General features: G+C 57.1%; 22 protein-coding genes. All 22 read right to left on the bottom strand.

What is annotated here, in order from left to right; translation table 11 throughout:
• Positions 1-3 precede the first annotated feature (3 nt).
• The 22 genes from ACXAH3_RS02120 to ACXAH3_RS02015 all read right to left on the bottom strand — a co-directional run bounded on the left by ACXAH3_RS02120 (position 4) and on the right by ACXAH3_RS02015 (position 18,985).
• Complete coding sequence (locus ACXAH3_RS02120) at positions 4-1,545, bottom strand: NADH-quinone oxidoreductase subunit M (RefSeq protein WP_474860418.1); 1,542 nt, start codon at positions 1,543-1,545, stop codon at positions 4-6.
• On the bottom strand, positions 1,545-3,716 hold the full coding sequence (nuoL, locus tag ACXAH3_RS02115; protein ID WP_474860417.1) for an NADH-quinone oxidoreductase subunit L: 2,172 nt from the start codon (positions 3,714-3,716) through the stop codon (positions 1,545-1,547). The genes ACXAH3_RS02120 and nuoL overlap by 1 nt, the downstream gene beginning before the upstream one ends.
• A 6-nt stretch (positions 3,717-3,722) precedes the next feature.
• Entirely contained in the window at positions 3,723-4,028 is a 306-nt protein-coding gene (gene nuoK / locus ACXAH3_RS02110; RefSeq protein WP_108856011.1) for an NADH-quinone oxidoreductase subunit NuoK, read from the bottom strand.
• A 336-nt stretch (positions 4,029-4,364) separates the two neighbouring features.
• Entirely contained in the window at positions 4,365-4,979 is a 615-nt protein-coding gene (locus ACXAH3_RS02105; protein ID WP_474860416.1) for an NADH-quinone oxidoreductase subunit J, read from the bottom strand.
• Positions 4,976-5,383: a carboxymuconolactone decarboxylase family protein gene (locus tag ACXAH3_RS02100; RefSeq protein WP_474860415.1), complete on the bottom strand. Its 408-nt coding sequence runs from the start codon at positions 5,381-5,383 to the stop codon at positions 4,976-4,978. The genes ACXAH3_RS02105 and ACXAH3_RS02100 overlap by 4 nt, the downstream gene beginning before the upstream one ends.
• A complete protein-coding gene (locus ACXAH3_RS02095; RefSeq protein ID WP_474860414.1) occupies positions 5,380-5,775 on the bottom strand; it encodes a carboxymuconolactone decarboxylase family protein in 396 nt (131 codons plus the stop codon). Before ACXAH3_RS02095 ends, ACXAH3_RS02100 begins: the two co-directional genes overlap by 4 nt.
• A complete protein-coding gene (nuoI, locus tag ACXAH3_RS02090) occupies positions 5,772-6,263 on the bottom strand; it encodes an NADH-quinone oxidoreductase subunit NuoI (RefSeq protein ID WP_474860413.1) in 492 nt (163 codons plus the stop codon). Before nuoI ends, ACXAH3_RS02095 begins: the two co-directional genes overlap by 4 nt.
• A 3-nt stretch (positions 6,264-6,266) precedes the next feature.
• Positions 6,267-7,304, bottom strand: coding sequence for an NADH-quinone oxidoreductase subunit NuoH (nuoH, locus tag ACXAH3_RS02085; RefSeq protein ID WP_474860412.1), 1,038 nt, complete (start codon positions 7,302-7,304; stop codon positions 6,267-6,269).
• A gap of 14 nt (positions 7,305-7,318) precedes the next feature.
• The gene (locus ACXAH3_RS02080; protein WP_474860411.1) at positions 7,319-8,128 is read right to left on the bottom strand and encodes a hypothetical protein; all 810 of its coding nucleotides are present in this window, start codon (positions 8,126-8,128) and stop codon (positions 7,319-7,321) included.
• 17 nt (positions 8,129-8,145) lie between these two features.
• The gene (gene nuoG, locus ACXAH3_RS02075; RefSeq protein ID WP_474860410.1) at positions 8,146-10,164 is read right to left on the bottom strand and encodes an NADH-quinone oxidoreductase subunit NuoG; all 2,019 of its coding nucleotides are present in this window, start codon (positions 10,162-10,164) and stop codon (positions 8,146-8,148) included.
• 60 nt (positions 10,165-10,224) lie between these two features.
• Positions 10,225-10,635 carry a DUF5333 family protein gene (locus ACXAH3_RS02070; RefSeq protein WP_474860409.1) on the bottom strand — a complete coding sequence of 137 codons (411 nt, stop codon included), beginning with the start codon at positions 10,633-10,635 and terminating at the stop codon, positions 10,225-10,227.
• 124 nt (positions 10,636-10,759) lie between these two features.
• A complete protein-coding gene (locus ACXAH3_RS02065; protein WP_474860408.1) occupies positions 10,760-11,218 on the bottom strand; it encodes a hypothetical protein in 459 nt (152 codons plus the stop codon).
• A gap of 4 nt (positions 11,219-11,222) precedes the next feature.
• On the bottom strand, positions 11,223-12,518 hold the full coding sequence (gene nuoF, locus ACXAH3_RS02060) for an NADH-quinone oxidoreductase subunit NuoF (protein WP_474860407.1): 1,296 nt from the start codon (positions 12,516-12,518) through the stop codon (positions 11,223-11,225).
• A 6-nt stretch (positions 12,519-12,524) separates the two neighbouring features.
• On the bottom strand, positions 12,525-12,749 hold the full coding sequence (locus ACXAH3_RS02055) for a DUF5337 domain-containing protein (RefSeq protein WP_474860406.1): 225 nt from the start codon (positions 12,747-12,749) through the stop codon (positions 12,525-12,527).
• Positions 12,750-12,758: 9 nt separating this feature from the next.
• Entirely contained in the window at positions 12,759-13,658 is a 900-nt protein-coding gene (locus ACXAH3_RS02050) for an endonuclease (protein WP_474860405.1), read from the bottom strand.
• Positions 13,659-13,788: 130 nt separating this feature from the next.
• Positions 13,789-14,973 (bottom strand): NADH-quinone oxidoreductase subunit E, encoded by a 1,185-nt coding sequence (locus tag ACXAH3_RS02045; protein WP_474860404.1) that lies wholly within the window; start codon positions 14,971-14,973, stop codon positions 13,789-13,791.
• Positions 14,973-15,401 (bottom strand): hypothetical protein, encoded by a 429-nt coding sequence (locus tag ACXAH3_RS02040; protein ID WP_474860403.1) that lies wholly within the window; start codon positions 15,399-15,401, stop codon positions 14,973-14,975. Before ACXAH3_RS02040 ends, ACXAH3_RS02045 begins: the two co-directional genes overlap by 1 nt.
• Complete coding sequence (locus tag ACXAH3_RS02035) at positions 15,398-16,618, bottom strand: NADH-quinone oxidoreductase subunit D (protein ID WP_474860402.1); 1,221 nt, start codon at positions 16,616-16,618, stop codon at positions 15,398-15,400. Before ACXAH3_RS02035 ends, ACXAH3_RS02040 begins: the two co-directional genes overlap by 4 nt.
• Positions 16,618-17,475 carry a sulfotransferase gene (locus tag ACXAH3_RS02030; protein WP_474860401.1) on the bottom strand — a complete coding sequence of 286 codons (858 nt, stop codon included), beginning with the start codon at positions 17,473-17,475 and terminating at the stop codon, positions 16,618-16,620. Before ACXAH3_RS02030 ends, ACXAH3_RS02035 begins: the two co-directional genes overlap by 1 nt.
• Positions 17,476-17,480: 5 nt before the next feature.
• Positions 17,481-18,092: an NADH-quinone oxidoreductase subunit C gene (locus ACXAH3_RS02025; RefSeq protein WP_474860400.1), complete on the bottom strand. Its 612-nt coding sequence runs from the start codon at positions 18,090-18,092 to the stop codon at positions 17,481-17,483.
• 3 nt (positions 18,093-18,095) lie between these two features.
• Positions 18,096-18,629 carry a NuoB/complex I 20 kDa subunit family protein gene (locus ACXAH3_RS02020; protein WP_474860399.1) on the bottom strand — a complete coding sequence of 178 codons (534 nt, stop codon included), beginning with the start codon at positions 18,627-18,629 and terminating at the stop codon, positions 18,096-18,098.
• A complete protein-coding gene (locus tag ACXAH3_RS02015) occupies positions 18,620-18,985 on the bottom strand; it encodes an NADH-quinone oxidoreductase subunit A (RefSeq protein WP_474860398.1) in 366 nt (121 codons plus the stop codon). The genes ACXAH3_RS02020 and ACXAH3_RS02015 overlap by 10 nt, the downstream gene beginning before the upstream one ends.
• Positions 18,986-19,278 lie beyond the last annotated feature (293 nt).

Here is a 19,278-nt window from a genome sequence, read left to right as displayed (position 1 = left end):
TCCTTAATGCGCTGCGGCCTGAGCCATCTCTGCGTCAACAGGGATAGCGGCGTGGAAGTTGGTCAGAAGTGCCTCGACCGACGGGCCAATGATGTCCGTGACCAGTGACGGGTAGACACCCAGAAGCAGGGTCATGAAAACCAGCGGCGCAAAGATCGCTTTCTCGCGGGTATTCATCTCGGTGATCGACTTCAGGCTTTCCTTGATCAGATCGCCAAAGACGACACGGCGATAAAGGTAAAGCGCATAAGCGGCCGAGAAGATAACGCCCGAGGTCGCAACCAAGGCCACCCAAGTGTTGGCTTTGAACATGCCGACCAGCGTTAGGAATTCACCCACGAAGCCCGAGGTGCCGGGAAGGCCGACATTGGCCATAGTGAAGAACATGAAGATCAGTGCGTAAGCCGGCATCCGGTTTACCAGACCTCCGTAAGCGTCGATCTCGCGGGTGTGCATGCGGTCGTAAATGACGCCAACACACAAGAAAAGCGCGCCCGAGATAAAGCCGTGGCTGATCATTTGGAAGATCGCCCCGTCCAAGCCCTGTTGGTTCAGCGCGAAGACACCGGCGGTCACGTAACCCATATGGGCAACAGACGAATAGGCAATCAGCTTTTTCATGTCTTCCTGAACCAGCGCCACCAGCGAGGTATAGACGATGGCAATCGCGGACATCCACAACACGAAGCAGGCCATGGTGTCTGCCCCGATGGGGAACATTGGCAAGCTGAAGCGCAGGAAGCCATAGCCACCCATTTTCAGAAGGATTGCAGCCAGAACCACCGAACCCGCAGTCGGCGCTTGAACGTGTGCGTCAGGCAACCAGGTGTGCACCGGCCACATCGGCATTTTCACTGCAAACGACGCGAAGAAGGCCAAGAACAGAAGCGTCTGTGCGCCCCCCACAATCTGAATGCCCAGAAGGCTGAAGTTTTCAGACCCGAATGTGTGGTTCATCAACGTCGGGATATCCGTCGTGCCTGCGTCGATGAACATATAGACCATCGCGACCAGCATCAGGACCGAGCCAAGGAAGGTATAGAGGAAGAACTTGAAACTTGCATAGATGCGATCCTTGCCGCCCCAAATTCCGATGATCAGGAACATTGGGATCAGACCTGCTTCGAAGAACAGGTAGAACAGCACCAGATCCAGCGCCATGAAGACGCCCAGCATAAGGGTTTCCAGAAGCAGGAAGGCAATCATGTATTCCTTCACGCGCGCGCTCACGCCCCAGCTGGCCCAGATGGTCAGCGGCATCATGAAAGTGGTCAGCATCACAAACAGAACCGAGATCCCGTCGATGCCCATCTTGTATTTCAGGCCCATGATCCATTCGCCCTCTTCCACGAACTGAAAGCCGGTGTCAGCGGGATCAAACCCGATGATCAGCAGAAGCGAGAAAAGGAAGGTTGCCACCGTCGCGGCCAGCGCAAGAAATTTCGCGTTGCGCGCGGCTGCCTCGTCGTCCCCGCGCAGAAACAGCGCCAGGATCACTGCCGCGACCAGCGGCAGGAAGGTAATGATGGAAAGCAGGTTGTTCATTAGTGCGCTCCACCGCTGAATAGGATCGTAATTGTAACCAGCACGACGATGCCAAGAACCATCGCGAAGGCATAAGAGAAGACGTAACCTGTTTGTGCGCGGCCCGCCTGTTTGGTGAACCAAGGTACGATGCCCATCGCCACTCCGTTCAGGAAGCCGTCAATCACGTTGCCGTCACCGCGTTTCCATAGGAACCGACCAACGATAAACGCAGGTTTCACGAAGAGGATGTCGTAGATCTCGTCGAAGTACCATTTGTTCAGAAGGAACTGGTAGACATGCGGGAACGTCTCGGCCAAGCGTTTCGGCAGCGACGGGTTCACGATGTAGAACCAGAAGGCCGTCACAAAGCCAATGATCATCGCAATGAAGGGCGATATCTTGACCCATTTCGGCACATAGTGCGCGTCATGCAACACGTGGTTGTCCGGGTGCATGAAGATCGCACCTTTCGGGGCTTCCGCATGGTGAGCCATGTCGCCGCTGGCCGAGGTCGCATCCGCGTGACTTTCCTCGGCGTGGGTTTCCTCGGCGTGGCCGTCGTCAGCATGGCTGTCATCAGCGTGCGTGTCCGCCGCGTGATCGCCGCCGTGACCATCATCACCTTTGGCCTCGCCGTGATCGTCATGATGCGCGCTTGCGTGGGCTTCGATCCCGAAGAACGCGTTTACTTTATCTTCTTTGCCGAAGAACGGGCCGTACCAGATCATGCCGGCGAAAATCGCTCCAATGGCCAGAACACCCAGCGGGATGGTCATAACCAATGGGCTTTCATGCGCGTGCTCATGCGTGTGCTTGTCGCCACGCTGTTTGCCATAGAAGGTCATGAACATCAGGCGCCAGCTGTAGAAGCTGGTGAACAAAGCCGCGATGACCAGCATCCAGAAGGCATAGCCTCCGTTCGTGCCGGCAAAGGCGCTTTCAATCACAGCGTCTTTCGACAGGAAGCCTGCAAAGCCGATGGTGGTCAGCGGGATGCCGACACCGGTGATGGCCAGCGTCCCGATCATCATCGCCCAGAAGGTGATGGGCAGCTTTTTACGCAGGTTGCCATAGTTGCGCATGTCCTGTTCGTGATGCATCCCGTGGATGACCGAACCGGCCCCAAGGAACAGCATCGCCTTAAAGAAGGCGTGGGTGAACAGGTGGAACATCGCGACCGAGTAGACACCGACGCCTGCGGCCACGAACATATAGCCCAGCTGCGAACAGGTCGAATAGGCGATCACCCGCTTGATGTCGTTCTGCACAAGGCCCACGGTGGCGGCGAAGAACGCGGTGGTGGCGCCAAGGAAAACGATGAAGTTCGTGGCTTCGGGCGCGTATTCCATCAGCGGCGACATGCGGCAGACCAGGAAGACACCGGCGGTCACCATGGTCGCGGCGTGGATCAGCGCCGACACCGGGGTCGGGCCTTCCATCGCATCGGGAAGCCATGTGTGCAGGATCAGCTGAGCCGATTTACCCATCGCACCTACGAACAGCAAGAAGGCCAGCAGGTTGGCCGCGTTCCAATCACGCCACAGGAAGTGGAGGGTGGTTTCTGCCAGCGCAGGGGCGGCTGCGAACACGTCGTCAAAGCGGATGCTGTCGGTCATGTAGAACAGGCCGAAGATGCCCAAAGCGAAGCCAAAGTCACCCACACGGTTCACCACGAAGGCTTTGATCGCCGCCGCGTTGGCCGAAGGTTTCTTATAGTAAAAGCCGATCAGAAGATACGAGGCCACGCCCACGCCTTCCCAACCGAAGAACATTTGAAGCAGGTTGTCCGAGGTCACCAGCATCAGCATGGTGAAGGTGAAGAAGGACAGATAGGCGAAGAAGCGGGGGCGATAGCTTTCGCCTTCGAACTGCGGATCGTGGGCCATATAGCCCATGGAATACAGGTGAACCAGCGACGAGACCGAGGTCACGACGACCAGCATGATCGCGGTCAGACGGTCCAGACGGATCGACCAGTCTACGCTTAGGCTGCCCGACTGCACCCAATCCATCAGGTGAATGACCTGCGTCTCGGACCCCAGTCCAAAGAAGGTGATCCAGGACAGGAAGGCAGACCAGAACAACAGAGCCGTTGTCAGGATCTGCGCGCCCTTGTCTCCGATGAACCGGTGGCCGAAGCCAGCGACCAACGCGCCAAAAAGCGGGGCAAAAAGGATGAACTGTACCATTCTTGGTTAGCCTTTCATCACGTTGACATCTTCGACAGCAATCGTGCCGCGGTTGCGGAAGAAGCTGACAAGGATCGCCAGACCAATGGCAGCTTCAGCAGCGGCCACAGTCAAAACAAAGAGCGTGAAAACCTGCCCCGTCAGATCGCCTAGATAGGACGAGAACGCGACAAGGTTGATGTTCACGGACAGAAGCATCAATTCGATCGACATCAAAAGGATGATGACGTTCTTACGGTTCAGGAAGAGCCCGAAAATGCCGATGACGAACAGCGCCGCACCAACTGCGAGATAATGTTCAAGACCTACCATTTCGTCCCTCGTTTCTGTTTCCCGGTTTCGGCGGGATATTCATTTCTCTTGCTCATTGAGCTCTTCCTGTTTCTGAAACCCCTGGCCTGGGAAGGGACAAAGCAACGTGTCCAACCATTGAAGCCCAAACCGGCTCACCCTCGAATTCCCCGTCGGGTCCACAAACGACATAGTCAGAAATGTGGAGGCCGGGATGAGTGCACCCAGCTAGGCGTAACGCACGGTCAGGATAGATTGCTGTCTCAGCCACAACCTCGTCCTCCGAGAATGAAATCTCAGCGAACGCACTGTTTGCGGCCAGCAGCATTGGGAAAAGCATGAAATACTTCATTGCCCTCAAAGCCCCTGCCCTGGTTTCACGTCGATGATCTCCATCGCTTTGGCCGGGTCGCGGTGCATCTGGGCCATGACGTTCTGGCGCTTCACGTTTGTGCGGTGGCGCAGGGTCAGGACGATAGCGCCGATCATGGCGACCAGCAGGATCAGACCTGCCAGTTGGAAAAGCAGGATGTATTGGGTGTAAAGGATCTGGCCCAGAGCCTCGGTGTTATGGGCCACATCCAGTGCGGGAGTGACTGCGGCACGCGCGGCCTCGGCCCCGTCGGCGAATTGCCAAACGCCAAAGATGGTGCCCATCTCGACCAGCAGGATCACCCCGATCAGCAGCGCGATGGGCAGCGATTGCGACATCTCGGCTTTCAGGGCTGCGAAATCCACGTCCAGCATCATGACGACGAACAGGAACAGCACCGCGACCGCGCCCACATAGACGATCATCAGAAGCATCGCCACGAACTCGGCACCCAGAAGGACAAACAGGCCCGTCGCGCCGATGAAGGCGGTGATCAGCCACAAGACCGAGTGGACGGGGTGCCGTGCCATCACGGTAAAGAACCCGCCGACCACGGTGGTCAGGGCAAAGAGGTAAAAGGCGAAATCGGCAACGCTCATGCGTCCCCCTCCTCGTTTTCGGCAAAGACGGCTTGCGCTTCTTCCAGCGCCCGGTTCATCGCCGGTAGGCCGCCCAACATGGACATTTGATAGATCACTTCCGCGATCTCTTGTTCGGTGGCACCCGCTTCCAAAGCATGGCGCACGGTCACTTTCAGCTGCGGTCCGGCCTGCGCACCCGCGGCCACCAGCCCGGCAAGGGCCACCAGCATGCGGGTCTTCGTGTCCAGACCATCCTTGTTGAAGGCATTGCCAAACATCATGTCCATCATGTCTTTCGGCATGGTGGGCATCAGCTTGTCCAACCCTTCGGGAACGAACTTCTCGAGCGCGGGGTTGAAGGCGCGGAGCATCAAGGTGCCCTGCTCCAGCATTTCAGCGTATTTCTTGGAAAAGTCGTTCATTCGCCACCCTCTGCTTCAAAGATTTCCATCGCGGCATTCAGCGCGTTGAACATCGCGGGCATGCCACCGTAAAGGGACATCTGATAGATGGCTTCGGCAATTTCTGCCTTGCTGACACCCAGCTTTCGTGCGGCCGCAACATGGATTTTCAGTTGGGGGGCCGTCTGCGCACCCATTGCAGCAAGCGCTGCGATGGTCAAAAGCTCTCGTGTCTTCTCGTCCAGAACGCCACGCGGATAGATCCGGCCATTCAGCTCGACCAGATCGCGGGAAAGCCCCGGAAGCAGTTCGTCATAGCGATTGCGCAAAGCCTCTTCCATACCGGGGTTTGTGGCCTCGGTGAAGGCTTTGCCTTTCGCATAGGCGTCGCTATGTGGCGTTTTATTGGTCATCTGTAAGGTGCGTCCAGTTCAAGATTGCGCGCAATCTCGGCTTCCCAGCGTTCGCCGTTCTCAAGCAGCTTTGCCTTGTCATAGAACAACTCTTCACGGGTTTCCGTCGCGAACTCGAAATTCGGACCTTCGACGATTGCATCCACTGGGCAGGCTTCTTGGCAGAAGCCGCAATAGATACATTTGGTCATGTCGATGTCATAGCGCGTGGTGCGGCGCGAGCCGTCGTCGCGAGGTTCCGCGTCGATGGTGATCGCTTGCGCGGGGCAGATCGCCTCGCAAAGTTTACAGGCGATGCAGCGCTCTTCCCCATTGGGATAACGGCGCAGCGCGTGCTCACCGCGGAAACGAGGCGACAGAGGCCCCTTTTCGAACGGGTAGTTGATCGTCGCCTTCTTGGCGAAGAAATACTTCAGGCCCAGTTGGAACCCTTTGATGAAGTCCGTCAGCAGAAAGTATTTCGTTGCGCGTGCGTAATCAAATGCCATTGATCAGCCCCCCACAGTCCAGCGGGCATAAGCGCCCCAGAATGCCCCGTATTGGGCGAAGAATGCGACCAGAACGACCCATGCCAGCGACAGGGGCAGGAAGACTTTCCAGCCAATGCGCATCAGTTGGTCATAGCGATAGCGCGGCGTGATGGCCTTCACCATCGAGAAGACGAAGAAGAAGAAAAAGATCTTCGCAAACAGCCACAGGATGCCATCCGGCAGCGCCTCGACCGGCGACAGCCAGCCGCCAAAGAACAGGATCGAGATCAGCGTACACATCAGAACGATGGCCACATATTCACCGATCATGAACAAAAGGAAGGGCGTCGACGAGTATTCAACCTGATAGCCCGCCACCAGTTCCGATTCCGCTTCCGGCAGGTCAAACGGCGGGCGGTTGGTTTCTGCCAAAGCCGAGATCAGGAACAGGAAGACCATCGGGAAGTGCGGCAGCCAATACCAGCTGAACAGCCCTTTACCGTCTTGCGCGTTAACGATGTCACCGAAGTTCATCGAGCCGGTCGAAATGATCACACCGATGATGATCAGGCCGATTGAGACTTCATAAGAAATCATCTGCGCAGCAGAGCGCAGCGAGCCCAAGAACGGGTATTTCGAGTTCGAGGCCCAGCCGCCCATGATCACGCCATAGACCTCAAGCGAAGAGACCGCGAAGACGAACAGGATTGCGACGTTTACGTCTGCCAGCACCCAGCCGTCGTTAAACGGGATCACCGCCCACGCGACCATGGCCAAGACAAAGCTCAGCATCGGGGCCAGCATGAAAACAAACCGGTCCGCGCCTGCGGGCACCACGATTTCCTTCAACACGTATTTCAGGAAGTCCGCGAAGGATTGCAGCACGCCGAAAGCACCAACCACGTTGGGACCTTTGCGCAGCTGCACAGCCGCCCAGACCTTACGGTCAAAATAGAGCAGAAAAGCAAGCGCTACCAATAAAGGGACCACGATCAGTAGACACTGACCGATGATCAAAAGCGTGATGCCTAAGTTTGTTGTGGTGAAGAATTCATACATTTCTCTTCATGCCCTCAGACCGTAGGTATTCCGTTTTCAAAGCATTTCTGGGCGGTATCTGCCGCGTCGATGGTGATCAAACCTCGAGGAAGTTTCTCGGACACCCAAAAGACGGCTTTGCCCGTCCAGATGCTATCTTCTTGTGTAACGCTGGTCAGAACATGGCGGGCGAACCCAAAGCCGCGTGACAGCGTATATTGTGCGGCGGCACATTCTGCATAGGCCGCGACTTTTTCGTTATCTACCGAACCTTCAAGGCGTACGTTGATCAGCACCAGATCGTCGTCCAGACGTTCGGTTTCGATCCCAAGATAGCCGATCTCCCACACGGGATTGGCATCAGTTGCGGCCTCGGCGTCTTCTTCGGTCAGGCCCTCGGCGCTGGCGGTTACGGCGGTTGAGGCTTCGCTGTCGGATTTGGCTTCAGCGATCTGTGTTTCTTCAACCGCGTCTTCAGCCGATACATCCGCAACATCTGTTTCTTCAACGGCGTTCGCCGCGTCCGCGACCTCTGTTTTCTCGGTCACATCTTTCTGGCTGGGCGACTTCGCCCACCAGCACCCGGCCGGCTTCTTGGCCCGCGCGTTTTCTGATGTGTACATGACGGTCCGATCGCCGTTTTGCAGGTCTTCGTCAGGCGTGTCGACAGCTTGCTCGACCAGCCCATCATTCGATGCTGGTACCGAACAATCGCCCAGACCAACCGCATTCTTCATGGCTCCGCCCACGCGATCCCATGCCGCACAGGATGACAGCAAGGTTACAATCGCCACCGCGCCAAATGCGCGTCGGTAGAATGTCGAATTGATCGAAGGGAAGGTCATGTCTGCACGGGCTCCGTTTATTCAGCGGCCAAAGGGGCCGCGCGGTTGCGGGCCATCGCCGAAAGCTCGGCCATGACTTCTGACGCCCGAGCAATCGGGTTGGTCAGATAAAAGTCTCCAATCACATAGCGGAAAGACGCGTTACCCATCTTCTCGACGGGAAGCGCCTGCCAGTCGTTTTCGGCCAGCTGATCGACGCCGCCCAGTACCGGAGCAGCCGCAACCATCGCACGGCGCAGACCGGCTTGGGTGTCCCACGGCAGCGTCGCATCCAGCTCCGCCGACAGTGCACGCAAGATGGCCCAGTTTTCCTTGGCCTCGCCCGGTGCGAAATTCGCACGCAAGGCAAGCTGAGGACGCCCTTCGGTGTTCACGAACAGACCGCTTTCTTCCGTATAAGCTGCACCCGGCAGGATCACGTCAGCGCGCATGGCACCCCGGTCACCGTGGCTGCCCTGATAGATCACGAAGGGGCCATCAGCGATTTCGATCTCATCCGCGCCCATATTGAAAATAACATCGGCACCGTTGGTGGCGGCATCCATGCCGCCTTCGGTCACTGCGCCCAGATCCATCGCACCTACACGGCCAGCCGCGGTGTGCAAGATCATCAGCTTGGATCCGGTGTCTTCAGCCAGTTTCATGGCGTTGGACAGAACCGCCAGACCGTCAGCCTCACGCAGGGCACCCTGCCCGACGATCACCACCGACGGTGCGTCTTTCACCGCGCCATAATCCTTGCCTACGATACTTTCCAGCGCGGCGCGGTCATTGCCTACATGCGCATAGTCATAGGTCAGATCCACGGCTTCACCGACCAGACCGACCTCGGCCCCGTTCAGCCACGCCTTGCGGATACGCGCATTCAGGACAGGCGCCTCAACCCGCGGATTGGTGCCAATAAGCTGGATGAACTTGGCGTTGTCGATGTCTTCGATCGAGGCCGTGCCCACGTAACCCGAGCGGTTGCCAATCGGCAGACGCGCGTTGTCGGTGCGGCATTCCACGTTGCCGCCCAGACCCTCGATGATGGTCTTCAGGCTGAACGTTGCCTCGGCAGACGCCAGATCGCCGATTAAGCCAGCAACCTTGTTGGCCCCCTTCATCGCCTCAGCAGCTTTCGACAAGGCCTCCCCCCAGGTGGCTTTGCGCAATTTGCCGTTTTCGCGAATGTAAGGCACGTCAAGACGCTGGCGACGCAGACCGTCCCAGATGAAACGCGTCTTGTCGGAAATCCATTCTTCGTTCACGCCGTCATGGTTGCGCGGAAGCACACGCATGACTTCGCGGCCCTTGGTGTCGACGCGGATGTTAGATCCAAGCGCGTCCATTACGTCGATGGTCTCGGTCTTGGTCAATTCCCACGGGCGGGCTGTAAAGGCATAAGGTTTCGAGGTCAGAGCACCAACCGGGCACAGATCAATGATGTTGCCCTGCAAATTGCTGTCCAACGTCTGGTTCAGATAGCTGGTGATCTCGGCGTCTTCACCGCGACCGGTTTGACCCATCTGGCTGATGCCCGCGACTTCGGTCGTGAAGCGCACGCAGCGGGTACAGGAAATGCAGCGGGTCATCGCGGTCGACACCAGCGGCCCCAGATCCAGATCGTCGACCGAGCGCTTCATTTCGTTAAAACGTGTGCCGGACATGCCATAGGCCATGGCCTGATCCTGCAAATCACACTCGCCGCCCTGATCGCAAATCGGACAATCCAGCGGGTGGTTGATCAGCATGAACTCCATCACGCCTTCGCGGGCCTTTTTGACCATGGGCGAGTTGGTTTTCACGACCGGTGCCTGCCCTTCCGGGCCGGGGCGCAGATCGCGCACCTGCATGGCACAAGACGCCGCCGGTTTAGGCGGACCGCCCACGACCTCGACCAGACACATGCGGCAGTTGCCCGCAATCGACAGACGCTCGTGATAGCAGAAACGCGGAACTTCGATCCCGGCCACTTCACAGGCTTGGATCAGCGTCATCGCGCCATCAACTTCAACTTCCATGTCGTCAATGACGATCTTTTTCAGGTCGCTCATCACGGTCCCTTTTTCATTTCATGGGCCGGTGTTTTCACCGTGCCCACACAGTCTTGCCCCTTAGCGCTCGTAAAGTAACGAGCCCACGAAAGAGAGCTTTTCAATTTCAGCACGGCCCACCGCGCAATACGTGTCTTCCTGCCCCTTCACGACGCCTTTGCGGGCCAACATCGGCTCGGCAATTGCGCGGAAACGATCTTGTTCAGTATCGCTTTCCACATAGTCCATGACCTCGTCATGCGAGAAGCCCAGTGACATAGCGTGTTTGCGCAGCGAAAATGCCTTGTTCAAAAGGCGCAGCTTGCGCAGCTTCAGATCCGAACAGTTTTCATCCAGCAAATAGGCAACAGACGCGCCCAGCAGTTCATTGTGCATCCGGCTATCTTTGCGCAGGGTGTCATAGTCGGTGGCCAAAGCGGCCCCTGCAGAAACAGACAGGCCAGCAGCCAGAATAACAGTGCGAATACTCATCATGACAATTCTCCTTTGTTCACAAAGGAGATGGGTGTGCAGGGCATTGTCATGCAATAACAACGCGCGAAAACGGGCGCGAAAGCACCTTTTTTCAACGGGTTATGCATCACAGCTTTCTTCATTACGCACAGACCCTCGGCAAGTGAACATAGCCGTCTTCGGTCACGAAAATCGGTGCTGACACGTCTTCAGCTTGCATCGAACGGCCGATATCCGTACAGGCCTGCGTGGCCGCGTTATAAATAGCGGTAAGGTTCGCTGCGGCATCCGCACAGGTGGTGATTGCGCTGTCCTTCGCCTTCACGCTCAGAAGCGTGATCCCGCCTTGTTCGACGTCTGTGTCCTGAAGCTCGGCAACTTCGGTTTCGTCGCCAGAACAGACATAGGCCATCCCGGCCCCAGCTGCGAAATTGGAGAACCGATAGAAATACGTCGTGCCCGAGACCTCGACCTGTCCGCTTTTGCCAGACGACAACTCATAGTTCGTTTTCGGCAAGGGAATGGTGCGCGTCTGGCAAGCAGACAGGCCCAAAACCAGTGCCGTTCCCGCGAGCGCGCTTATGAATTTTGATTGAAACATATACTTACTCAGCAGCGATGCTGACCTTTCCTTGTTTGTTCACCCGAATGCGGTCTTCGATCTCGTCCCGGAAGTTGCGGATCAGGCCTTGGATCGGCCAAGCCGCCGCATCCCCGAGCGCACAAATGGTGTGGCCTTCGACCTGCTTGGTCACGTCCCACAGCATGTCGATTTCTTCAACGTCAGCCTCGCCTTTCACCAGACGATCCATCACGCGCATCATCCAGCCGGTGCCTTCGCGGCACGGCGTACACTGGCCGCAGCTTTCGTGTTTATAAAACTTCGACAGACGCCAGATGGCTTTGATGATGTCGGTGGACTGGTCCATCACGATCACAGCCGCAGTACCAAGACCCGAGCCCAATTCGCCGCGCAGGTAATCGAAATCCATGATCGCATCGCGCATGTTTTCGGCGCGCACGCAGGGAACAGACGATCCGCCCGGAATAACCGCTTTCAGATTGTCCCAGCCACCACGAATGCCGCCGCAATGCTTTTCAATCAGCTCTTCAAAGCTGATCGACATGGCTTCTTCGACAACGCAGGGATTGTTCACATGGCCCGAGATACCAAACAGCTTGGTGCCCGCATTGTTGGGGCGACCAAAGCCTGCGAACCACTCCGGCCCACGGCGCAGGATGGTCGGGACAACGGCGATGCTTTCCACGTTGTTCACGGTGGTCGGGCAGCCATAAAGACCCGCGCCCGCCGGGAAAGGAGGCTTCATGCGCGGCATGCCCTTCTTGCCCTCTAGGCTTTCGATCAAAGCGGTCTCTTCGCCGCAAATATAGGCCCCTGCCCCGTGGTGCAGGAAAAGGTCGAAATCCCAGCCGGATTTCGCGGCGTTCTTGCCCAGAAGACCGGCGTCATAGGCTTCGTCAATTGCCGCTTGCAGCGCTTCACGCTCGCGAATGAACTCGCCACGGATATAGATATACGCGGTGTTCGCCCCCATCGCGAAAGACGCGATCAATGCACCTTCGATCAGCGTGTGGGGATCATGGCGCATGATCTCGCGGTCTTTACAGGTGCCCGGTTCGGATTCATCTGCGTTGATCACCAGATAGGCCGGACGCCCATCGCTTTCTTTCGGCATGAAGGACCATTTCAGACCGGTCGGGAAGCCCGCACCACCACGCCCCCGCAGGCCCGAGGCTTTCATCTCTTCCACGATCCAGTCGCGACCTTTCTTGATGATCCCGGCTGTGCCGTCCCAGTGGCCGCGCGCCTTGGCGCCCGCAAGAGTGCGTTCGTGCATGCCATAGAGGTTGGTAAAGATCCGGTCTTTATCCTGCAGCATTCGCTTTTATCCTTCATCCGTCCGGCGCTGACGCCAGATCCGATACGTTATGACCAGTCCGAAAACGAACCCGGCCAGAGCCAACAAATCCATCAAAGCCAAGGTCCGGTTGGACCAGCCCAGAGAATTGCCGGCAAGTGTGGCAACGACCCACAACACGCCTGTCAAAGCGATGACAAGTGCTGCCAAACGCCCCTGACGTGTCGTGTTTTTCCGTGGGTCAGTTGCCATGTCCATTCCTTAGTAAACCTTGCCCTTTTTAACCTTGGACGAGAACGCGGTTTCGCCGCCCTCGGCCAGGATCTTGGCTTGCTCTACCCAGCCGTCCCGTTCGATCCGACCCTTGAAGCTGAGGTTGTCATCAACCCACGAAATCTCGTCCGCGCCCCATTTGGCGATCTGGTCGAAGTGCCAGAAACCCAGACCGTTCAACGTCTGCTCTAGCTTAGGACCAACGCCCTTCAGCTGTTTCAGATCATCCGCACCAGCCTTACGCGGCGCTTTCATCGTGCGCGGCTTTTTGGGCTTTCCGGTGGGTTCTGCGGCGGCGGCGGCTTTGGCTGCAGGCTTCTTCGCTGCGGTTTTCTTGGCCGGTGCTTTCTTCGCTGCGGTCTTCTTGGCGGGTGCCTTTTCCTTTGCTGCTTTCTCGGCGGCAACCTTCTCGGCAGAGGCTTTCGCGGCAGCTTCTTTTTCAGCGGCCGCCTTCTCGGCTGCTTCTTTCTCGGCAGCGGCCTTCTTTGTGGCTTCTTTTTCAGCGGCAGCTTTCTCAGCGGTAGCTTTCTCAGCAGCTTCTTTCTCGGCCGCGGCTTGCTCTTCCGCCGCCACTTCCGCGTCTGTCTTCTTGGAAGCAGGCTTGACCCGAACCGGTTTGACCTCTGACTTGCTTTCCTCAGACGTCACCGAAGCATCCATGGCCGCAGCAGGGGCTGCCATCGCTGCAGCAGGCGCAGTCTGAGCCGCCGCCGCTTCAACTTCGCCGCAGAACAGCTTTTGCAAAAGAAACGCCACAGCCACAGCGGCGATCACGCCGACGATGAACCCGATGATCCCCGAGATCATCAGAAACAGCGCGAAGCCGATCAGCCCACCGACAATCCAGCAGGTTCGTTTACACGTAAAAAATCCGGTATTATTACTCATTGTCCCTTAACCCTGTTTTGATGTTGGACTCATTTAAAGAACGCACAGGCGCGGTGGCATTTTGCTGCCTTATCATACACTTATGATCTGTAACGTTCACGAACATACCTGAATTTTCCTTACGCGGTGCTTAGTAGACCTTGCCCTTTTTGACCTTGGACGAGAATTCGGTCTCGCCACCTTCTGCCAAAGTCTTGGCTTGCTCTACCCAACCGTCGCGCTCAATCCGTCCCTTGAAGGACAGTTGATCGTCGACCCAGGCAATCTCGTTTGCACCCCATTTGGCGATCTGGTCAAAATGCCAGAAGCCAAGGCCGTTCAGGACGCCTTCCAGTTTGGGGCCAACGCCCTTCAACTGCTTCAAGTCGTCCGCACCCGCTTTGCGGGGGGCCTTCATGGTGCGTGGTTTCTTTGCTTTTCCGGTCGTGACGTCGGCTTTGCCTTTAACGGCCTTGGCAGGCGACGACGGTTTCACGGCAGGTTTAGTCTTTGGTTTCGCAATAGATTTTGATGTGTCCACCGGAACCTTCGCGATGGGCTTCTGGCGGTTCGCGGGTTGCCCGGACGCCTTGGGTTTCGGCGGCTTCGCTTTGCCTTTGACCGCGTTCTTGCCCAACCACGGCGTCAACAATGGAACCTCAGTGCCGTCGATACGTTTGACCGTATCACCAATATCCGCTGCCAACTGTACCGACGCGTTAAATTGCGTCTTGCCGCTTTCATACTCGGTCAGCGAAGTCAGACCGGACAGAGGCTCGGCCGCATAGCGCCCGTTTTGCGGACCCGGCGTAGGCACATTGCCTGCGCGAAGCTCGTCCACGATCTTGGCAAAACTCTCGGCGGTCAGATCTTCATAGTAATCCTTGCCGATTTGAGCCATCGGCGCGTTGGTGCAGGATCCAAGGCACTCGACCTCTTCCCAGCTCAGCTTGCCGTCATCGGACACAACATGCGGCTTGTCGGCAATCTTTTCACGGCACACCGCGATCAGGTCTTCCGCGCCACAGATCATGCAGCCGGTGGTGCCGCAAATCTGGATATGCGCAACAGATCCAACGGGTTGCAGCTGGAACATAAAATAGAACGAGGCCACTTCCAGCACGCGGATATAGGCCATGCCCAGCATGTCGGCCACAGCTTCAATGGCGGGCTTGGTCAGCCAGCCTTCCTGTTCCTGTGCACGCCACAGAAGTGGGATCACCGCAGACGCCTGACGCCCCTCGGGATATTTCGTGATCTGCCCTTCCGCCCACGCAAGGTTGGCTGGCGTGAAAGCAAAGCTTTCGGGCTGTTCATGATGCAATCGGCGAAGCATTAAGCGTCTCCCAAGTCACGCAGAAAACAAGTTCCCTGCGCTTCAGTTTTATCTTGCATAATTGTGAAAGGGCCTGTGCCAGTGGTCATGATTGCCGCCAAGGGGACGCCCTTGCGCTTTTCAAAGCACTCTTGATCCTCTCCGATCAAGCTTTCAACAGACTTTCCGAGGATGGCAGCCACAATCGGCTGCACCGCGGTGCGGTTATACTTACGTGCAGATACCCGAATGGTATCGCAGGCTTTTTCTGGCAGGGTGCAACCATCTACCAGATTGAGCATCTCAGACATCTGAGTACTAAACTCGTCGTTGCCAGTCTGCAGGAACTCCACCCAATTTAACGCCCTCTTTTCCCAAACGCTCTCGCTCGCCAAAGCCAAACTGGCCGAGACGAATAGAAACGCGGTTGAGATTGAAAGGTGTTTCACCGGTCGATCTCCCCAAACACGACGTCCATGGTGCCGATGATGGCAGCGACGTCGGCCAGTTGGTGGCCACCGGCCACATAGTCCATTGCCTGAAGATGCAGGAACCCGGGCGCGCGGATTTTCGAGCGGTAGGGTTTGTTGGACCCATCCGAAACCAGATAGACGCCGAATTCACCTTTGGGCGCTTCAACGGCGGCATAGACTTCACCTTCAGGCAGTTTGAAGCCTTCGGTGTAAAGCTTGAAGTGATGGATCAGGCTTTCCATCGACTGTTTCATGTCGCTGCGCTTGGGCGGGGTCAGCTTGCCACGCGCCAGCACATCGCCCTGCCCTTCGGGGGCGCGCAGTTTTTCAACACATTGCAGGATGATCGACAGCGACTGGCGCATCTCTTCCATGCGGACGAGGTAACGGTCATAGCAGTCGCCGTTCTTGCCGACGGGAATCTGGAAGTCGAATTCGTCATAGCATTCATAGGGCTGCGCACGGCGCAAATCCCATGCCAGACCCGAGCCACGGACCATCACGCCCGAGAAGCCCCAATCCAGAATGTCCTGTTCGTTTACCACACCAATGTCAGCGTTCCGCTGTTTGAAGATGCGGTTCTCGGTCAGAAGCTCGTCCAGATCCTGGATGCGGGTCGGGAAATGATGCGCCCAGGTCTCGATATCATCGATCAGCTCGGGCGGCAGGTCCTGATGGACACCACCGGGACGGAAATAGGCAGCGTGAAGGCGGGCACCACAGGCGCGTTCGTAAAAGCCCATTAGAGCCTCACGTTCTACAAAACCCCAAAGCGGCGGGGTCAGCGCACCAACGTCCATCGCCTGCGTGGTGATGTTCAGAAGGTGGTTCAGAATTCGGCCAATTTCCGAATACAGAACGCGGATCAACTGACCACGGCGCGGAACCTCGACACCGGCCAGCTTCTCGATCGCCAGACACCACGCGTGTTCCTGGTTCATCGGGGCCACGTAATCCAAACGGTCGAAATAGGGCAGGTTCTGCAGATAGGTGCGGCTTTCCATCAGCTTTTCGGTGCCACGGTGCAGAAGGCCGATATGCGGGTCGGCGCGTTCAACAATCTCGCCATCCAGCTCAAGCACCATGCGCAATACGCCGTGTGCTGCCGGGTGCTGAGGCCCGAAGTTGATGTTAAAGTTGCGGATCTTCTGTTCGCCGGTTTGGGCGTCCTCGAAGTTTTTGGATCCGTCCATCATACGCTCACCATCTTCTGGGTCCATTCCGACGGAAGCTCACCCATGAACTTCTCGACGAAATTGTATTGCGGTTTAAGGGCTGCCTGAAGCTGCGCCCGTTGGGCCTGCTGCAGGTCGGCCGACATGCTGCGATGCACCACGCGGTCATATTGTGCGGGTTCCGGGGTGATCCCAAGGAAAGCACAAAGCCGCGCAATGGCGTCGGGCGAAAACAGCCGTTCGTAAAATTCAATGTGAAACGCCTCGCGCGGGAGAGCCGCGCTGAGCCGGTTCAGAGTGCGGCGATAGTTCGACCGCTCAAGGATATTCGTGGCCGTTCCATCCAGAACGCCCTTGATCTTGGCGTCCAGTGCCGAACGTCCGCCATGACCCGCGACCATGCGAATATTCGACCAGACACGTTCCACAGGGTCACGCATCAGATAGACAAAACGCACCTTGTCGGTCAGCCCTGCCATCGCGCGGAAGGTGGCTTCTTTCAGCATGCCATAGGCCGGGGTGAAGTCACCGATCAGCTTGGCATCTTCGCGTGTGTTGCGGACATACTCAACATACGCCGCGTCGTCGCGGGTTTCTCCGTCAAACGCGTCCAGCCACGCCTCGCCATCGGCCAACAGGCGTTCCTGATGCGGCTTCGGGCTGTCGTCGGCTGCCAGTCTGGCGCGTACGCCTTCCATCCGCTCTTCCAGCTGCTTGCGATGCCATGCCCCGCTGCCATGCTCAAGCGCGTCGAAATAGTGAAGCTCCTTCACCGCCGGAAGCTGACACTCCCGGTGCGAATTGAGGTAATCATACAGCCAGCTTGTGCCAGCTTTCGTCGCCCCAACGCAGAATATGAAGGTTTGCCCACTCATCAGGTTCAGCCTTTGGCCTCTTCCGTTTTCTCGTCACCCGGCAGGATATAGTTCGCACCCTCCCACGGGGACATGAAGTCAAACTGGCGGTATTCTTGCGTCAGCGTCACGGGCTCATACACCACGCGCTTTTCGACCTCGTCATACCGCACTTCGGTATAACCGGTGGTCGGGAAGTCCTTGCGCAGCGGGAAGCCACGGAAGCCATAATCGGTCAGGATGCGGCGCAGATCCGGGTGGCCGGAAAAGAGGATCCCGAACATGTCGAAGACTTCGCGTTCAAACCAGTTGGCAGATTTGTGGACCTCGGTGATCGAGGGCACCATTTCGTCCTCACGCACAGCGACCTTCACCCGGATGCGCTGGTTCGTGTACATCGACAGGAAGTGATAGACCACGTCAAAGCGGGCCTCGCGCTCGGGATGGTCGACCGCCGTAATGTCGACCAATGTCGAAAACTTGCAGGCGTTGTCCGTTTTCAGAAACTCGATGAAGGTCGGAATACCCGACAACGGCACAGTTACAGTCAGTTCATCAAAAGCGACGTCCCAGCTTAGCACGCAATCGGGGCGCTTTACTTCGATGGTGGCGCCAAGTTCGTTCAGAGCTTCGCTCATCGCTTACCTCACAATCGTGCCGGTGCGGCGGATTTTGCGTTGAAGTTGCAGAATGCCGTAAAGCAACGCTTCAGCGGTCGGGGGGCAGCCGGGAACATAGACGTCTACAGGCACGATGCGGTCGCAGCCGCGCACCACCGAGTAGGAATAGTGATAATAGCCGCCACCATTCGCACAGGACCCCATCGAGATCACATAGCGCGGATCGGGCATCTGGTCATAAACCTTGCGCAAAGCAGGTGCCATCTTGTTGGTCAGGGTGCCGGCCACGATCATCAGGTCAGATTGACGAGGAGACGCGCGCGGCGCAGTGCCGAAACGCTCTAGGTCATAATGTGCCATGGCCGAGTGCATCATCTCGACCGCGCAACATGCCAGACCAAAGGTCATCCAGTGCAGCGACCCCGTACGGGCCCAGTTGATGATGTCGTCCGTGGTGGTCAGCAAAAAGCCTTTGTCGGCCAGCTGATCGTTCAGAAGACGGGTCGCCTGTTCGCGGTCACCGCCTGCCGTGTTGGCTCCGGTCATCACTCCCATTCGAGCGCCCCTTTCTTCCATTCATAGGCAAAGCCGATCGTCAGAACGGCAAGGAACACCATCATCGACCAGAACCCGATCAACCCAACATCCTTAAAGGCCACGGCCCAAGGGAACAGGAAGGCGATTTCCAGATCGAAAATGATGAACAGGATCGCGACCAGATAAAACCGGCTGTCGAACTTCATCCGCGCGTCATCGAAGGCGTTGAAGCCACATTCGTAAGCGCTGAGTTTTTCGGGGTCAGGATTGCGGACTGCCAGCACAACGGCGGCGAGGATCAGAACAAGTCCGATAACAATGGCGAGTCCGAGGAAAATGATGATGGGGAGGTATTCCCGGAGAAGATCTTCCACGTTTGGCTCCTTATAAAGCGGTTTACCCGCTTTTCGCTAGCTCATTGCGGTTTACCGTCGCACCGTGTCAGGGTCAACCTACAGGCGCCCGCACTTAGTTTTTTGAATTCGGAATGACGCGACACCAAACGGCATCTGATTCAGCTTTGAAAGAAAGGGGTTTCAGCGTCTCGAAGCCGGATTTCCAGCCCGTAATTTCCATCACGTGTTAATCAAAATTCAGACCCGCACGCATCGAAAATTGAGCAAGCGCAGCATTCCTAACCCGGTGACGACCAAAAAAAGAGACTCAC

The sequence above is a fragment of the Aliiroseovarius sp. ABM4_368 genome, from assembly GCF_056161205.1.
The sequence above is the reverse complement of the archived record's forward strand: the minus strand, read 5'-3'. Positions and strand labels throughout refer to the sequence as shown.

Bases quoted from the DNA above. Each gene is read 5' to 3' on its own strand.
- ACXAH3_RS02095 (WP_474860414.1), bottom strand. From the start codon at position 5,775: ATGACCAATAAAACGCCACATAGCGACGCCTATGCGAAAGGCAAAGCC.
- ACXAH3_RS02025 (WP_474860400.1), bottom strand. From the start codon at position 18,092: ATGAGCGAAGCTCTGAACGAACTTGGCGCCACCATCGAAGTAAAGCGC.
- ACXAH3_RS02030 (WP_474860401.1), bottom strand. From the start codon at position 17,475: ATGAGTGGGCAAACCTTCATATTCTGCGTTGGGGCGACGAAAGCTGGC.
- nuoI (WP_474860413.1), bottom strand. From the start codon at position 6,263: ATGGCATTTGATTACGCACGCGCAACGAAATACTTTCTGCTGACGGAC.
- ACXAH3_RS02105 (WP_474860416.1), bottom strand. From the start codon at position 4,979: ATGAGCGTTGCCGATTTCGCCTTTTACCTCTTTGCCCTGACCACCGTG.
- ACXAH3_RS02045 (WP_474860404.1), bottom strand. From the start codon at position 14,973: ATGCTTCGCCGATTGCATCATGAACAGCCCGAAAGCTTTGCTTTCACG.
- ACXAH3_RS02080 (WP_474860411.1), bottom strand. From the start codon at position 8,128: ATGACCTTCCCTTCGATCAATTCGACATTCTACCGACGCGCATTTGGC.
- ACXAH3_RS02100 (WP_474860415.1), bottom strand. From the start codon at position 5,383: ATGAACGACTTTTCCAAGAAATACGCTGAAATGCTGGAGCAGGGCACC.
- nuoG (WP_474860410.1), bottom strand. From the start codon at position 10,164: ATGAGCGACCTGAAAAAGATCGTCATTGACGACATGGAAGTTGAAGTT.
- ACXAH3_RS02055 (WP_474860406.1), bottom strand. From the start codon at position 12,749: ATGGCAACTGACCCACGGAAAAACACGACACGTCAGGGGCGTTTGGCA.
- nuoH (WP_474860412.1), bottom strand. From the start codon at position 7,304: ATGTATGAATTCTTCACCACAACAAACTTAGGCATCACGCTTTTGATC.
- ACXAH3_RS02120 (WP_474860418.1), bottom strand. From the start codon at position 1,545: ATGAACAACCTGCTTTCCATCATTACCTTCCTGCCGCTGGTCGCGGCA.
- ACXAH3_RS02050 (WP_474860405.1), bottom strand. From the start codon at position 13,658: ATGAGTAATAATACCGGATTTTTTACGTGTAAACGAACCTGCTGGATT.
- nuoF (WP_474860407.1), bottom strand. From the start codon at position 12,518: ATGCTGCAGGATAAAGACCGGATCTTTACCAACCTCTATGGCATGCAC.
- nuoK (WP_108856011.1), bottom strand. From the start codon at position 4,028: ATGGTAGGTCTTGAACATTATCTCGCAGTTGGTGCGGCGCTGTTCGTC.
- nuoL (WP_474860417.1), bottom strand. From the start codon at position 3,716: ATGGTACAGTTCATCCTTTTTGCCCCGCTTTTTGGCGCGTTGGTCGCT.
- ACXAH3_RS02065 (WP_474860408.1), bottom strand. From the start codon at position 11,218: ATGTTTCAATCAAAATTCATAAGCGCGCTCGCGGGAACGGCACTGGTT.
- ACXAH3_RS02070 (WP_474860409.1), bottom strand. From the start codon at position 10,635: ATGAGTATTCGCACTGTTATTCTGGCTGCTGGCCTGTCTGTTTCTGCA.
- ACXAH3_RS02020 (WP_474860399.1), bottom strand. From the start codon at position 18,629: ATGGGAGTGATGACCGGAGCCAACACGGCAGGCGGTGACCGCGAACAG.
- ACXAH3_RS02035 (WP_474860402.1), bottom strand. From the start codon at position 16,618: ATGGACGGATCCAAAAACTTCGAGGACGCCCAAACCGGCGAACAGAAG.